Raw genomic sequence first — 12,949 nt, forward strand, 5'->3', positions numbered from 1 at the left:
AGGTTCTCAGTCATGATTGTTTGTGTTTGCAATAATGTGAGCGATAAAGCGATTCGTAAAGCCGTCGAGCAAGATGGCGTGCGCACTTACATTCAGCTGCAGCGCACCACGCAAACTGGCACTTGCTGCGGTAAATGCAGCAGCTGCGCCAAGCAGGTGCTGAAAGAATCAGTTGAGGCCTACGAAGAGAAAATGCTGGCCGATTTGCAGGATCTGGCTTTTGCCTAAAGCACCTTTTCGCCAAAACCCACCCGCCACGGCGGGTTTTTTTACGTCTGCAGCCAGTGCGACGGTAAACCAAACGTCAACAGGCCATGGCGAGCGGGCAGCAAAAAGCCCGGGCGAACCCGGGCTGGGAGCGACGGTCGGGCCGGGCTTGCCCGGCAAATCGGCCGTGCCTACCTGAAATACTCAGGATGCCTGCGATTGCAGATAGTTGGGCAGGCCAATCGTTTTGATCAAATGCAATTGCTGCTCCAGCCAGTGGGCGTGGTCCTGTTCGGTGTCTTCCAGTAGCGTCATCAGCATTTCGCGGGTCACGTAATCCTGCTCTTTTTCGCAAATGGCGATAACTTTTTTCAGCGCTGCGGCGACTTCATATTCGGTTTGCAGATCGAATTCGAGCATTTCCTTCACATCTTTGCCGACGCGTAATGGCGTGCGGGCGGCGACATTCGGGATGCCTTCCAGAAACAGAATCCGCGCAATCAGCAGCGTTGAATGGCCGATTTCATCCTGGCGCTCGTGGTCGATGCGCTCGTACAGCTTGCTATAGCCCCAGTTGTGATACATCTGGCTATGGACAAAATACTGGTCGACTGACGTTAGCTCTGCCGCGAGCAATTCGGAAAGCGCGGCTATGACTTTATTACTTCCTTTCATGATCGTATCTCCTTGGGCGGAACAGGCTTATGCGGAAAAGGCTTGTGATTGCAGGTAATTGGCCAGGCTCATTTCCTTGATCAGCGTGTGCTGCGTTTCCAGCCAGTCAACGTATTCTTCTTCGTCTTCCAGAATCTCGGCCAGCAGATCGCGGCTGACATAATCTTGCGTGTCTTCGCAGATCTTGATTGCGGCGCGTACTTGATCCAGAAACGAGCTGAATAGTTTCAGATCACAGCCCAGCATTTCCGGCACGTCTTCGCCGATCAGCAATTTACCCAGATCTTGCAGATTGGGCAGGCCTTCCAGAAACAGCACGCGCTCGATCAGCTTGTCGGCGCGTTTCATGGCATCAATCGATTCGTGATACGCCTTGTCGTTCAGGCCTTTAAAGCCCCAGTTGCGGTACATGCGGGCATGCAAAAAGGTCTGGTTAATTGCGATCAGCTCGTTGGCCAGAACGCCATTGAGTGACTTGATGACTTTTTTATCGCCTTGCATCGTGATTTCTCCTTGCTGGTTTGCCCAGTCTTGGGAAGTGGGCGGCTGGTATTGGCCGCAGTAATTGTTTAAAAGTGTACGCTTTTAGTCGGATATTTCAAATGAAAATTTCAAGCTAAGTAATTGAATAGAAATATAAATATAAATAAAAACAATTCTCAAACCCTTCAAGCCTTTGTTTTAAAACGCCGATGGCCAGTTTGAATGCCGTGCAAGCCCGCGTGAAAATAGGGGGCTGCATATTAACTGACATAAAAAGCTCGTAAAATGCGTAAACTATTTTTTGGAGTAATTCCGTGATTGCCAGCCCAGAACACATTGCCTTTGCCAAAAAACTTGCCGATGCCAGCGCGGCGGTGATTCGTCCGTATTATCGCAGCGGTCTGGCGATTGATGACAAATCCGACGATAGCCCGGTGACGCAGGCCGACCGTGAAGCCGAGCTGGCGATGCGCGCACTGATTAACGCCGAGCGGCCACAAGACGGCATTATTGGCGAGGAATTTGGCGCCGAGCGTGACGACGCAGACTGGGTGTGGGTGCTCGATCCAGTTGACGGCACCAAGGCTTTTATCACTGGCCGTCCGCTGTTTGTAACGCTAATCGGCTTGCTGCACAAGGGCGTACCGGTGCTGGGCGTGATCAATCAGCCGATTGCCAACGAGCGCTGGGTGGGTGTTGTGGGGCAGGGTTGCACGTTGAACGATGCGCCGGTGAGCATTAGCCAGATTAGCGATTTTTCCCGCGCACGCATTGGTACGACCGGGCCGCAATATTTTAGCGAGGCAGGGCGCAGCGCCTTTATGCAGCTGCAGCAAGGCGGGCGCTTTACCGTGTACGGCGGCGATGGCTATCAGTATGCGCTGGTGGCCACGGGCGGGCTGGATCTGGTGATTGAAGAAGGCCTGAAGTTGCACGACTTTGCTGCGGTTGCTCCGGTGGTGATTGCCGCAGGCGGCATCATGACCGACTGGCAAGGCGCGGCCTTGACCCGCCAGAGCGCTGGCCGGGTAATTGCGGCAGCTACCCCTCAGGTGTATCAGGCTGCATTGGATGCGATGAGAGCTGTGTAGAACTATACCCCTGCATGTGATGCAATGTTCTGAATTTGTGTTGATCGTTTTTAGCGCCTTCGGCGCGATGTTTTACAGTCGCAATCCGCGACGGGGACTCACTTTTCTTGCCCCGCCAAGAAAAGTAAGCAAAAGAAGGCGGCCCCCGCCTGCGGCCCTCCGGGCTGCCCTCGGTCGGTTGCGAGCCAAACGGTAAAGCTGTTTGTCTCGCTCCACTTCCTCGGCGATGGGCGACAGGAGATTTGAAGCCCTAGATGCACCAGCGAGCCTCGGATCAACACGTATTGAGAACATCGCTGTTTATGATTGGCCGTATTCTGCAACTTTAGTGCTGCTGCCGTGGCTCTGCTCACGCAATAAGACCGGCATCACCACGGCCTGTGAGACTTAAAAAATGGAGAAGGGAATGGGTGTATTGATTGAAGTGGCCCAGGTACAGGCGCTGCTGGGGCAGGCCGATGTGGTACTTATCGATTGTCGACACGAGCTGGCCAACCCCGATGCGGGCCGGGCTGCGTATTTGCAGAGCCATTTGCCCGGCGCGCATTTTGTTTCGCTTGACGATGATCTCTCTGGCCTTAAAACCGGGCGCAATGGCCGCCATCCCTTGCCCAATCCAGCCACTTTGGCGCTGAAACTGGGCGGTTTGGGCATTGGCCCGGCGACGCGCGTGATTGCTTATGACGCCAGTGGCGGCCCGTTTGCCGCCCGGCTGTGGTGGTTGCTGCGCTGGTTGGGGCATGATCAGGTGCAGGTGCTTAATGGCGGCTGGGCCGCGTGGCTGGCCGCAGGTGGTGAGCTGGAGAGCCGCATTGCGGCAATCGAGCCGCAGCACTTGCAGGTGCAATTGCAGTCGCAGCTGGCGGTGGGCGTTGATGAGGTTGAGGCCAATCTGGTGCAGCCGCAGTTTCAGCTGGTCGATGCCCGCTCGGCCGAGCGCTTTGTTGGCATCGGCGAGACGCTGGACCCCGTTGGCGGCCATATTCCGGGCGCAGCCAATCGTTTCTTTATGGATAATCTGAGCGATGGCCGCTTTAAACCTGCCGAACAATTGCAGCAGGAATGGGGGGTATTGCTCGGTGAGCTAAGCTCCGAGCAGCTTGTGCACCAATGCGGGAGTGGAGTAACGGCATGCCATAATCTGCTGGCACTGGAAAGTGCTGGCCTGACCGGCGGGCGGCTCTACCCCGGCTCGTGGAGCGAATGGTGCAGCGATCCGCGCCGCGCGCTGGCGGTGTAAAAGCCTTGCGCGCTTAGCACGTTGCCGAAGATCCACTGCTCGGCCCACATTGATCTGCTTCAAACCCCAATTTGATCGCTATAAATCAGAAAGCGATTAATGCAATCCGGGGTATTTATGTTGCGAATCTGGGCAGGTTTGGGGATCTTGCTGTTCTCGGTGGCGGTGTGGGCCGGGCAGACATTGAACGTAGGCTATTTCGATTTGCCGCCGCATGCCCAGTTCCGTCAGGGGCAGCATACCGGCGCGGCGCTGGCCTATTTTGACTTAATCGCCAAGCAGATGGGCGTGAGCAAAGTGGTTTATACCCAGCTGCCCTTGTCGCGTTTACTGCAAGACCAGAGGATTGATCTGATTCTCTATCTAGGCAAATCCGCCGAGCGCGAAAAACAGCTGCGTTTTAGCCGCCAGCCCTGGCTAAAAATGCAGGGAACGCTGACGGTGAAGGCCTCAGGGCCCATCCAGCGCATTCGCTCCCGTGATGATCTGGCGGGGCTCAGTATCGGTGTTTGGCAAGATGGCTATCGTTCGCTGTTGATTACGCAGTCCAGTGCGCAGCTTGATCTGATGGCGGGTGATGGCATTGTGGCGCGCAGCTTGCAAAAAGTCGCGCTGGGGCGAATGGACGCTTTTTATAGCCCGGAAGCCCTATCAGTCCAGCGCGAAATACAGCGGCTAGGGCTGGGCGAGCAGTTGCGGATAATTAATCTGCCCGAGCCCGCCGTCGAGCTATCCGCGGCATTTCGTCCTGCTGCGGCGCATTATTTGCCGAGCTATGAAGCGGCGGTGGCCAAAATGGCCCGCACGCTGCCGTACTCGCAGTTTCTTCGCACGCAGTAGTGGCGGCTTGACAGTTTTTTAGGCCGCCAGCTGCTTTGCTGCAAGCTTGTGATGCCAAGGGGCTGTTGATGTTTAGTTTACAGTCGCGCTGGCGCGATTTTTCGATGAGGTAAGGCGTAGATCGCGCCGCATAGTGATTCTATGTCAGCTCTCTACAAGGCCGCGTCATCGAAAAAATCGCCCAGCCGGATGTTTTATGTCAAGGCTCGGTTTGGCTGCTTTTGGCCTGATGCTGCGTTACAAAGCGCTCACTTAGAATGACTAAGTCGCGCGCTTCGTGCCTTGCTTCAGGCCCAAATCAGCACAAACGCGATCTGCAAACCAAACATCAACAGACCCTAGCCTTGATATGAAGCAGCTTGCGCGTGTAAATATGCCCTTGCGGCCTTAAATATTGATCCGCGCCAAGTGCGACTAAGGGTTTTGCAGTATAGAATGCCGCTCCTTTTTCAGTTTTGCCAAGGACGCAATATGTCTGCTGCCACCACGCTCACCCTGCAAGATCAATCTGCCAACCCTGCGCCACTGGGCCTGATGGGCTTTGGCATGACCACCGTCTTACTCAATCTGCATAATGCCGGTTTGTTCGAGCTCAATGCCATGATCCTGGCGATGGGGATTTTTTACGGTGGTTTGGCACAGGTGATTGCCGGCGTGCTGGAATCGAAGAAAAACAATACCTTCGGCATGACGGCATTTACGTCGTATGGCATGTTCTGGTTGACGCTGGTGGCCTTGATTGTGATGCCTCAGCTGGGTATTGCCACTAAAGCCAGTGAACATGCGATGGCCTGGTATTTACTGGTATGGGGTATTTTTACGGCCTTTCTGTTTGTTGGCACTTTGCGCATGAATTTCATTACCCAGTTTATTTTTGGCTCGCTCACGCTGCTGTTTGCCTTGCTGGCCATTGGCGATTTCACTGGCAGTGCGGCGATTAAAACGATTGCTGGTTACGAAGGCATTATCTGCGGCGCAGCGGCGATTTATTCGGCGATGGGGCAGATTCTGAACGAGATTTATGGCCGTGAAGTATTGCCGCTGGGTGGTTCTAGCCATTAAGTGAGATTGGCTGCATGGATGTAAAAACCCGCCAGATTGTGGCGGGTTTTTTTCGGCTATAGCGCAGGATTAGTTGAGCCGGTTCCAGGTTTTGGTGGCGTTGTTGAAAAAGCCCGAGTCGCGGTAGGCTTTGTCGATCAGGCCTTTTTCGCGCAGCTTTTCCAGCCCCGCGTTTAATTGCTTAGCCGCTTGCGCGCCGTTCGGATCGGCTTTGCTCACCAGAAAGTGGCGGCTGCCTTGCAGCCCCACTTTCACATTCTGGATGGGAACCAGTTTTTTGCCGCCGACATCCATCGATAAATCCGGCGTTGGCTGAAACGGCGCCAGCAGCACGTCGGCGCGTTTTTTGTTCAGCATCCCGACCATCGAATCCCAGCTTTGGGTTTTGAGTAGATTGGCAAACTTCAGGCTTTCCAGCGTGGCCACATCGGGTTTCCAGCTTTCGGCCACCACGGCGGTGAGCTTTTGCAGATCGGGCAGGGTACGGGTGAGCCGGGCGTCGGCATTATCGGCGGTGGTATAAAAACCGGCTTCAAATTCGCCTTGCCGGATCACCGGCTCGGAAATATGCACTTTGTCGGCCAGCGGTTTCAGATCAATCAGCCAGGCGCTATTGCCGCCCATGGTGGCGCTGCCGGTGGTGATTTCCTTGATAAAGCGGCTGTATGAGTCGCTGCTGTTGTCGACTTTAACAATCTTGATCGGCAATTCATTGCCGCCAGCCTTCAGTGCCTGCTGCACCAGCACCAGCTCGACCACGTCGCGCCGCGAGCCGGGGCCGCCGTACTGGGTGAGCGTGAGCGGATCACGCTGGCCGATAAATTTCTGGTAATCATTAAATACGTCTTGCTGGGTCAGAATGGTAATGACTTTTTCGCTGGCCATGCTGTGACCCGACAGCGCCAATGCGCCAAAGGTCATGGAGAGCGCGAATTGTGAAATGAAGCGCATGGTGGTTTCCTCGAAAAGTCGCAGTGGTTTGATCATGGCAAGTTGTAAGCCAAAAGGCAATGCCTGTTTTACCGCACTCAAAACCTGTGACAAAATCGGCCAATTAGCGCATCAGGCCGACTTGATTTTAAAAGCCCATGCCCTGATATAGAGCAAATCATCCTGTTTTAATTAACCCACTAGGAGCATCTCCATGGCTGTACTCGTTGCTAAACAAGCCCCTGATTTTACCGCTGCTGCCGTACTTGGCTCAGGCGAGATCGTTGATAGCTACAACCTGAAAGCGGCTACCGCTGGCAAATACGCGGTGATTTTCTTCTATCCGCTGGACTTCACTTTTGTTTGCCCATCTGAATTGATCGCTTTTGACAACCGTCTGGCCGAATTCAAAGCGCGCAACGTTGAAGTCATCGGCGTATCAATCGACAGCCAGTTCACGCACGCTGCATGGCGCAACACGCCAGTAGAAAAAGGCGGTATCGGCCAAGTGGGTTACACGCTGGTTGCCGACGTTAAACACGAAATCTGCCAGGCTTACGACGTTGAATTGTCTGATGCAGGCGTTGCGCTGCGCGGCTCTTTCCTGATCGACAAAAACGGCGTGGTACAACACCAAGTGGTGAACAATCTGCCACTGGGTCGTGATATCGACGAAATGCTGCGCGTGATCGATGCGCTGCAATTTACCGAAGAGCACGGCGAAGTGTGCCCGGCTGGCTGGAACAAAGGTAAAAAAGGCATGAAAGCCGACGCATCTGGCGTTGCAAGCTACCTGGCTGAACACGCAGAAGCGCTGTAATTCGCTGGGTTTCACTGGCGTATGAAGGAAAAGCCCCGTTCGCGGGGCTTTTTTACGGCGGTAAGATATGTAAATCCGCCAAGATGTGTAAATCAATATGAACGCAGTGCTGATGGCCGCCTAATATTTTGTTCCCACGCCCCCCGCCCTCTCCCTGAGAGGGAGCCTCGCTGCGTGAGTGATGGATTGCCCTGTGATTCACAGGGCTTTTTTTTCGAGTTAACTTTATAATCGCGCAACTTGAATTACCGGATTGCCCCATGTCGCAACACGTTATCGCCCCGCCACAATCAGGCGTCAGCCCGCTTACCTGGTATCGCTCGCTGCAATCGCAAGATGGATTTATCGCCGATGAATCGCAAGCGGCCGCCATCGGGCAGTTGGAAAACCTGTGGCAGGCGCTGGTGGTGTTCAAGCAAAAACGCAATCGTCTGTTTGGCAAAACACTATTACCCACGCCCGACTTGCCGCGTGGCCTGTATTTCTGGGGCGGTGTCGGTCGGGGCAAAAGTTTTCTGATGGACGCCTTTTACGCCGGGCTGCCGTATAAACGCAAAAAACGCCTGCATTTTCACCATTTCATGCAGGAAGTCCACCGCGAATTGCGCGCGCAGCAGGGCAGCGACGATCCGCTGGCCAAAGTCGCCGACAAATGGGCCAAGGCTGTGCGCGTACTGTGTTTCGACGAATTTCATGTTTCCGACATTGCCGACGCGATGATCCTCGGCCGGCTGATGGAGCAATTGTTCAATCGCGGCGTGGTCCTGGTGACGACGTCGAATTACCCGCCCGACGGGCTGTACCCCAATGGTCTGCAGCGCGCCAACTTCCTGCCGACAATTGAATTGCTCAAAGCCAAGCTTGAGGTGCTCAATGTCGATGGTGGGCAGGATTTCCGCTTGCGCACACTCACCGCCGCGCGCACCTATCTGCAGCCGAATAACGAAGCGACGATGGCCGAAATGGCAGAGCTGTTTGGCAAAATGGCCACCGGCAATGATCAGGATACGCACGTCATCATCGAAGGGCGCAAAGTCAAAGCGCGCCGCCGCGCCGGTGGTGCAATCTGGTTCGATTTTGCCGTGTTGTGCGGCGATGGCCGTGGCCAGGCCGATTATCTGGCGCTGGCGCAGGAATATCACAGCGTTTTCCTCTCCGGCCTGCCCAAGCTTAAACCCGAGCAAAGCAATCTGGCGCGCCGTTTTACCTGGCTGGTCGACGTGTTTTACGATCACCGCGTCAAACTGATTATCGCCGCCGACGTGCCGGTGGAAGAGGTGTATGTCTCCGGCCTGCAAGCGAGCGAATTTTTCCGCACCGCCAGCCGCCTGACCGAGATGCAATCGAAAGAATACCTAGCGCTGGCGCACCAGAGCGTCGAGCAGGAACAGGCCGGGCTGATCGAAACCTGATTGGCCGAGCATCGCTGACTTTGTGGTATGGTTTTGCTTCCAAATCATATCAGGGAGCAGACCATGGCCAAAGGCTACTGGATCGTCCGGCTCGACATCAGCAATGTCGAACCTTTTCAAGCGTATATCGCCGCAGATGTTTGATAAAGGCGCGGCGCTAGCCCAATACGGTGGTAGGTATCTGGCTAGAGCTGGCATCTACACTGTGCCAGAGGGCAATACCCGCTCTAGAAATACCATCGTCGAATTTCCCAGCTACCAAGCCGCCCTCGATTGTTACCACTCCGCCCCATACCAAGCCGCCAAAACGCTGCGCGACGGCGCGTGTGAGATTGATCTGGTGATTGTGGAAGGGTACGACGGCGCGCAGCCGGGGTGATCGTTGCCTCAATTGGCCAATAGCAACGAGTTCTGTTTTGTATACGCAAGAGCTTGCTAACAGTCTGTTCGATAGCTCACGCTTAATCATGCAGCAAATGGATTAGGCTTCACAACCGCTTGGGAGTCAAAAGTGGACGTAAGTGAATTACTTGACCAAGTTACAGATTCAGAAACTTTCTTAGCTTTTGTTCGCGCTCTGGCCGCAGATCGTACCGAGTCCGTGACTAAAGAGAAATCAAGCTGCAGTTATGCACCCGACCCCAACGGTTGGGAAAACACGAATATTGACTCCTTTTTAGAGGGCGCAATATCGTGGGCTGAAGCTTCTAATTTTGGAGTTAAGCAAGGATTGTCGGAGAGCAACCCATGGCGACAATTTGCCGTGTTTCTGTATTGCGGCAAAATTTATGAATAAGGTTCTAAAAATTACTAAACCAGCATCGTAGCTCCGATTAGCGTAGCCTAATCGGAGGAATAACTAGCGTACGGATTACGCTGCGTTCATCGTAGCGACTACCCGCTTCGAGCTCTTAGCGATCCAAACACGCAGGCACACAATTTGCTGGCTCCAAGCTATCTCCTTAGCTCAATCGGACTAACCCATGCGCATCATCGTTGACGATCTCAGCCATCCCAAAGTCGCCGCATTATTGAATGAACACCTTGCGGGCATGTATGCCAGCTCGCCTGCCGAGTGCGTGTATGCGCTCGATTTATCTGCGCTGCAAGCGCCGGAGATTACTTTTCTCACGGCGTGGGATGGCGATGAGCTGCTCGGTTGTGGTGCATTCAAATTGCTCGATGCACACCATGCGGAGATTAAATCGATGCGCACGGCGGCGGGGCATTTGCGCAAGGGGGTGGCCCGGCAAATTCTGCGCGCGATTGAGCTGATGGCGGCCAAGCGGGGTGTGCGTCGGCTCAGTTTGGAGACTGGCACGGGTGATGCCTTTCTGGCCGCCCATCGCCTGTATCTGGATTTTGGCTTTCTGGATTGCGGCCCGTTTGCCGATTACCGGCTAGACCCTTTTAGCCACTTTATGAGCAAACCATTGCCTGCCGTGCACCCTGCGCCTAAACGCCATATCTTGCCATTCCCTGCCGCTGGAGTTTGATCCAGATACAAAGCACTGCAATCAGCTGCAGGCGGGCATTTGGCCCGGTGTATGATGGGCGCTGTGTTGACCGGGATGCCAAAAGCCCGGCAATCCGGGCCGTCTGGCATCCCGCCAGATGGGCGCTAAGTACCCGTACGAAAGTTTTATGGCAAGGCGTCGAAGCCGCAGGCAGTACTGAAGTACGACAAGGCGAGACAACGATGCAAGAAAACTTTTGTCTATCTACTTAAAGGGATTTTTATGAGCAAGCTTGCCGATTCTTCTAACCGATTATCCAGCCCCGCGCTTGCCTTGCTGTGGTTTGGCGCTGCCGTGTCGCTGGCCGAGATTTTGACCGGCACTTTTCTGGCGCCGCTGGGCTTTGAGCAGGGTGTGAAGGCCATTTTGCTGGGGCACGTCATCGGCGGCGTGCTATTCTGGCTGGCCGGTTACATCGGCGCTAAAACGGGCAAACCGGCGATGGAGACCGTGAAACTGTCTTTTGGCCAACGCGGCAGCATGATTTTCTCGCTCGCCAATGTGGTGCAGCTCGTTGGCTGGACGGCGATCATGGTTGCCTCCGGCGCGGTGGCAGCCCAATATCTGGTGCCGCAGCTCGGTCTGGCTGGCTGGTCTTTGACCATCGGCGCGCTGATCGCGCTGTGGATCGTGCTGGAATTGAAAAACATGTCGCGCCTGCAGTCGGCGACGGCGGTGTTGCTGTTTTTGCTGACCATTGCGCTGAGCTTCGTCATTTTCTCGGCACAGGCGACTGCTTTACCTGGACTGCCTACGAATGCCGCACAAACGCTGTCGTTTGGTGCTGCGGTTGAATTATCGGTCGCGATGCCGCTCTCGTGGTTGCCACTGGTCAGCGATTACACCCGCTCGGCGCGCCGTGCTGGCTGGGGAACGACCAGCGCGACGCTGGCGTATTTTGTCGGTAGCTGCTGGATGTTCATTATTGGCCTGGGCGCGGCGCTGTTTGCCGGATCGGGCGACGTGGCGGTGATTATGGCCTCGGCAGGCCTCGGCGTAGCGGCGATTCTGATCGTGGTGTTTTCTACCGTGACGACGACTTTTCTCGATGCCGCATCGGCCGGTATTTCCGCGGCCAGCATCAGCCCCAAACTGAATGAGCGCCACGCTGGCATCACCGCCGTTGCGCTGGGCACCGCGCTGGCGATTTTTGCGCCGGTGAATAACTTCATGGATTTTCTGTTCCTGATCGGCTCGGTCTTCGCGCCAATGATCGCCATTCTGTGCGTGGACTTTTTCCTGCTCAAACAGGACGCCTCGCAGCAAAGCGTGAACTGGCGCAATCTGGCGCTGTGGCTGGGCGGCTTTGCGCTGTATCGCTACTCAATGAGCTGGGATTTTGTACTGGGCAATACCTTGCCAGTCATGCTGATCGTCGCCACCGCCACACTGGCTGTAGGCCTGCTGATGCGTAAATTGCGGCCAGCAGGGGAGGTGGTTTTGGCGGGACAGGATTAATCCATTTTCGCTAAGCCTGCTGCACAGAGCTAAAGACTGGTTTTATGCGGCTGCGCCGCGAGTATTTTGAAGCGCGTTCCGCCGCGCAGACGGGCAGGGGTATTTGCTTCTGCAAATACCCCTGCACCCCAAAGCAGCCCCCGGCATCTGCGCGGGCTACGCCCGTTCCCTCGCTGTGGACAATCGGCAAGGCGGCGGGCTTTAACAAAACAGAGCCCGCCGAATTCCCTTGCCGCTTGTTCCTCGCTCGGCGCAGTTGCAGGGGAGTCCATGCAGACCAAATATTGCGGCATATACCTGCCGTAGTGTGGCTCTATGAAGCAATCATGATCTGGATTTCGACGATATACCCCATGCACATTTAGTCCGCGCTCTGTGGGCTGGGGCTTTAAATTCCCTGTCGCCCATCGCCGAAGGAGTGGAGCGAGACAAATGGCTTTATCATTTGGCTCGCGACCGACTGAGGGTAGCCCGGAGGGCCGCAGGCGGGGGGCTCCTTTGGGGTGTAGGGGGCTTTGGAGAAGCAAAGCCCCCTACCTGCCCGCGCGGCGGAACGCGCATAAAGACATCGTGCCGAAGGCACTGAAAATCATTACAATCATTGAAAAAACCGCTGGCTGCAATCGGTCAGAAGCGGAAGTAATACTCAGCTTATTCATGCCAGAATGAGTGTCAGCAATCCTTCTGATAACAGACGCCATAATAGAATTTCACTTGTAGCATTAGGCCTCAATGAGTGAGGCCTACTTAATAGGTAGGCGACATTACAGGTTAGGAAATACCATGTTTGAAATTGAGATTTTTGTAGAGAAAGATAAGGAAAATCAACTTCCAATCCCTACCGTTTGGCGTCCAATTTTTGTCAAAATTGTCGATGCCTTTGTGAAAAAAGACTATTCCCTTTCCTGCGAAATCGACGGCGTTGCTTTAGTTTCTAAAGAGACGGCCAACCAGATTAAAGAGTACATCGAAGATTATGGGGAAGAGTTAATTCAGCTCCCTAATGAAACATGGGAATCTTCAATATGCATTTTTGTGGGCGGTTACTGGGACATACTTATTGATTTATGGACTGCTGGTGAAGGGCGTAGTGATTTAGTGCTTGGTGCAAGGATTTCAGAAAGCGCAAATGGCTACATAGTTGCTATTGAAATGGTCTATGTGCCATAAGAGGTCTGCAAAAGCGCCTAACAAGGCATTCAACCGGATTGACC

General features: G+C 54.5%; 15 protein-coding genes. 12 read left to right on the forward strand and 3 right to left on the reverse strand.

The window, feature by feature from the left end:
- Positions 1 to 12 precede the first annotated feature (12 nt).
- Entirely contained in the window at positions 13 to 228 is a 216-nt protein-coding gene (locus ABHF33_RS12605) for a (2Fe-2S)-binding protein (RefSeq protein ID WP_157669631.1), read from the forward strand.
- 183 nt (positions 229 to 411) lie between these two features.
- Here the strand turns inward: ABHF33_RS12605 and bfr (ABHF33_RS12610) are convergent, their stop codons facing one another.
- Positions 412 to 882 (reverse strand): bacterioferritin, encoded by a 471-nt coding sequence (gene bfr / locus ABHF33_RS12610; protein ID WP_348944281.1) that lies wholly within the window; start codon positions 880 to 882, stop codon positions 412 to 414.
- Between the two features lie 27 nt (positions 883 to 909).
- Entirely contained in the window at positions 910 to 1,383 is a 474-nt protein-coding gene (gene bfr / locus ABHF33_RS12615; protein WP_348944282.1) for a bacterioferritin, read from the reverse strand.
- A 296-nt stretch (positions 1,384 to 1,679) separates the two neighbouring features.
- Between bfr (ABHF33_RS12615) and hisN the strand changes: the two genes are divergently transcribed.
- The 4 genes from hisN to ABHF33_RS12635 all read left to right on the forward strand — a co-directional run bounded on the left by hisN (position 1,680) and on the right by ABHF33_RS12635 (position 5,598).
- Positions 1,680 to 2,456 carry a histidinol-phosphatase gene (gene hisN / locus ABHF33_RS12620; RefSeq protein ID WP_348944283.1) on the forward strand — a complete coding sequence of 259 codons (777 nt, stop codon included), beginning with the start codon at positions 1,680 to 1,682 and terminating at the stop codon, positions 2,454 to 2,456.
- Between the two features lie 406 nt (positions 2,457 to 2,862).
- On the forward strand, positions 2,863 to 3,696 hold the full coding sequence (locus tag ABHF33_RS12625) for a sulfurtransferase (protein WP_348944284.1): 834 nt from the start codon (positions 2,863 to 2,865) through the stop codon (positions 3,694 to 3,696).
- A gap of 117 nt (positions 3,697 to 3,813) precedes the next feature.
- The gene (locus tag ABHF33_RS12630) at positions 3,814 to 4,536 is read left to right on the forward strand and encodes a substrate-binding periplasmic protein (protein ID WP_348944285.1); all 723 of its coding nucleotides are present in this window, start codon (positions 3,814 to 3,816) and stop codon (positions 4,534 to 4,536) included.
- A gap of 471 nt (positions 4,537 to 5,007) precedes the next feature.
- Positions 5,008 to 5,598, forward strand: coding sequence for an acetate uptake transporter (locus ABHF33_RS12635; protein WP_348944286.1), 591 nt, complete (start codon positions 5,008 to 5,010; stop codon positions 5,596 to 5,598).
- A gap of 69 nt (positions 5,599 to 5,667) precedes the next feature.
- Here the strand turns inward: ABHF33_RS12635 and ABHF33_RS12640 are convergent, their stop codons facing one another.
- On the reverse strand, positions 5,668 to 6,549 hold the full coding sequence (locus ABHF33_RS12640) for a hypothetical protein (RefSeq protein ID WP_157669625.1): 882 nt from the start codon (positions 6,547 to 6,549) through the stop codon (positions 5,668 to 5,670).
- 193 nt (positions 6,550 to 6,742) lie between these two features.
- Between ABHF33_RS12640 and ABHF33_RS12645 the strand changes: the two genes are divergently transcribed.
- The 7 genes from ABHF33_RS12645 to ABHF33_RS12675 all read left to right on the forward strand — a co-directional run bounded on the left by ABHF33_RS12645 (position 6,743) and on the right by ABHF33_RS12675 (position 12,905).
- Entirely contained in the window at positions 6,743 to 7,348 is a 606-nt protein-coding gene (locus tag ABHF33_RS12645; protein ID WP_157669624.1) for a peroxiredoxin, read from the forward strand.
- Positions 7,349 to 7,608: 260 nt separating this feature from the next.
- Positions 7,609 to 8,760, forward strand: coding sequence for a cell division protein ZapE (zapE, locus tag ABHF33_RS12650; RefSeq protein ID WP_348944287.1), 1,152 nt, complete (start codon positions 7,609 to 7,611; stop codon positions 8,758 to 8,760).
- 103 nt (positions 8,761 to 8,863) lie between these two features.
- Positions 8,864 to 9,139, forward strand: a complete 276-nt coding sequence (locus tag ABHF33_RS12655) for a DUF1330 domain-containing protein (protein WP_348944288.1) — start codon at positions 8,864 to 8,866, stop codon at positions 9,137 to 9,139.
- A gap of 132 nt (positions 9,140 to 9,271) precedes the next feature.
- Positions 9,272 to 9,556 (forward strand): DUF7660 family protein, encoded by a 285-nt coding sequence (locus ABHF33_RS12660; protein WP_348944289.1) that lies wholly within the window; start codon positions 9,272 to 9,274, stop codon positions 9,554 to 9,556.
- A gap of 187 nt (positions 9,557 to 9,743) precedes the next feature.
- Positions 9,744 to 10,256, forward strand: coding sequence for a GNAT family N-acetyltransferase (locus ABHF33_RS12665; RefSeq protein WP_348944290.1), 513 nt, complete (start codon positions 9,744 to 9,746; stop codon positions 10,254 to 10,256).
- Positions 10,257 to 10,499: 243 nt separating this feature from the next.
- Positions 10,500 to 11,735 (forward strand): putative hydroxymethylpyrimidine transporter CytX, encoded by a 1,236-nt coding sequence (gene cytX / locus ABHF33_RS12670; protein WP_348944291.1) that lies wholly within the window; start codon positions 10,500 to 10,502, stop codon positions 11,733 to 11,735.
- A 783-nt stretch (positions 11,736 to 12,518) separates the two neighbouring features.
- Positions 12,519 to 12,905 (forward strand): DUF7668 domain-containing protein, encoded by a 387-nt coding sequence (locus ABHF33_RS12675; protein ID WP_348944292.1) that lies wholly within the window; start codon positions 12,519 to 12,521, stop codon positions 12,903 to 12,905.
- Positions 12,906 to 12,949 lie beyond the last annotated feature (44 nt).

Origin of the sequence: Chitinibacter sp. FCG-7 (assembly GCF_040047665.1) — a bacterium.
GTDB lineage: Bacteria > Pseudomonadota > Gammaproteobacteria > Burkholderiales > Chitinibacteraceae > Chitinibacter > Chitinibacter mangrovi.

What these genes read in the sequence shown, in the direction of transcription:
- ABHF33_RS12605 (WP_157669631.1), top strand. Translation starts at nt 13, where the DNA reads ATGATTGTTTGTGTTTGCAATAATGTGAGCGATAAAGCGATTCGTAAA.
- bfr (WP_348944281.1), bottom strand. Translation starts at nt 882, where the DNA reads ATGAAAGGAAGTAATAAAGTCATAGCCGCGCTTTCCGAATTGCTCGCG.
- bfr (WP_348944282.1), bottom strand. Translation starts at nt 1,383, where the DNA reads ATGCAAGGCGATAAAAAAGTCATCAAGTCACTCAATGGCGTTCTGGCC.
- ABHF33_RS12625 (WP_348944284.1), top strand. Translation starts at nt 2,863, where the DNA reads ATGGGTGTATTGATTGAAGTGGCCCAGGTACAGGCGCTGCTGGGGCAG.
- ABHF33_RS12630 (WP_348944285.1), top strand. Translation starts at nt 3,814, where the DNA reads ATGTTGCGAATCTGGGCAGGTTTGGGGATCTTGCTGTTCTCGGTGGCG.
- ABHF33_RS12635 (WP_348944286.1), top strand. Translation starts at nt 5,008, where the DNA reads ATGTCTGCTGCCACCACGCTCACCCTGCAAGATCAATCTGCCAACCCT.
- ABHF33_RS12640 (WP_157669625.1), bottom strand. Translation starts at nt 6,549, where the DNA reads ATGCGCTTCATTTCACAATTCGCGCTCTCCATGACCTTTGGCGCATTG.
- ABHF33_RS12645 (WP_157669624.1), top strand. Translation starts at nt 6,743, where the DNA reads ATGGCTGTACTCGTTGCTAAACAAGCCCCTGATTTTACCGCTGCTGCC.
- zapE (WP_348944287.1), top strand. Translation starts at nt 7,609, where the DNA reads ATGTCGCAACACGTTATCGCCCCGCCACAATCAGGCGTCAGCCCGCTT.
- ABHF33_RS12655 (WP_348944288.1), top strand. Translation starts at nt 8,864, where the DNA reads ATGTCGAACCTTTTCAAGCGTATATCGCCGCAGATGTTTGATAAAGGC.
- ABHF33_RS12665 (WP_348944290.1), top strand. Translation starts at nt 9,744, where the DNA reads ATGCGCATCATCGTTGACGATCTCAGCCATCCCAAAGTCGCCGCATTA.
- cytX (WP_348944291.1), top strand. Translation starts at nt 10,500, where the DNA reads ATGAGCAAGCTTGCCGATTCTTCTAACCGATTATCCAGCCCCGCGCTT.
- ABHF33_RS12675 (WP_348944292.1), top strand. Translation starts at nt 12,519, where the DNA reads ATGTTTGAAATTGAGATTTTTGTAGAGAAAGATAAGGAAAATCAACTT.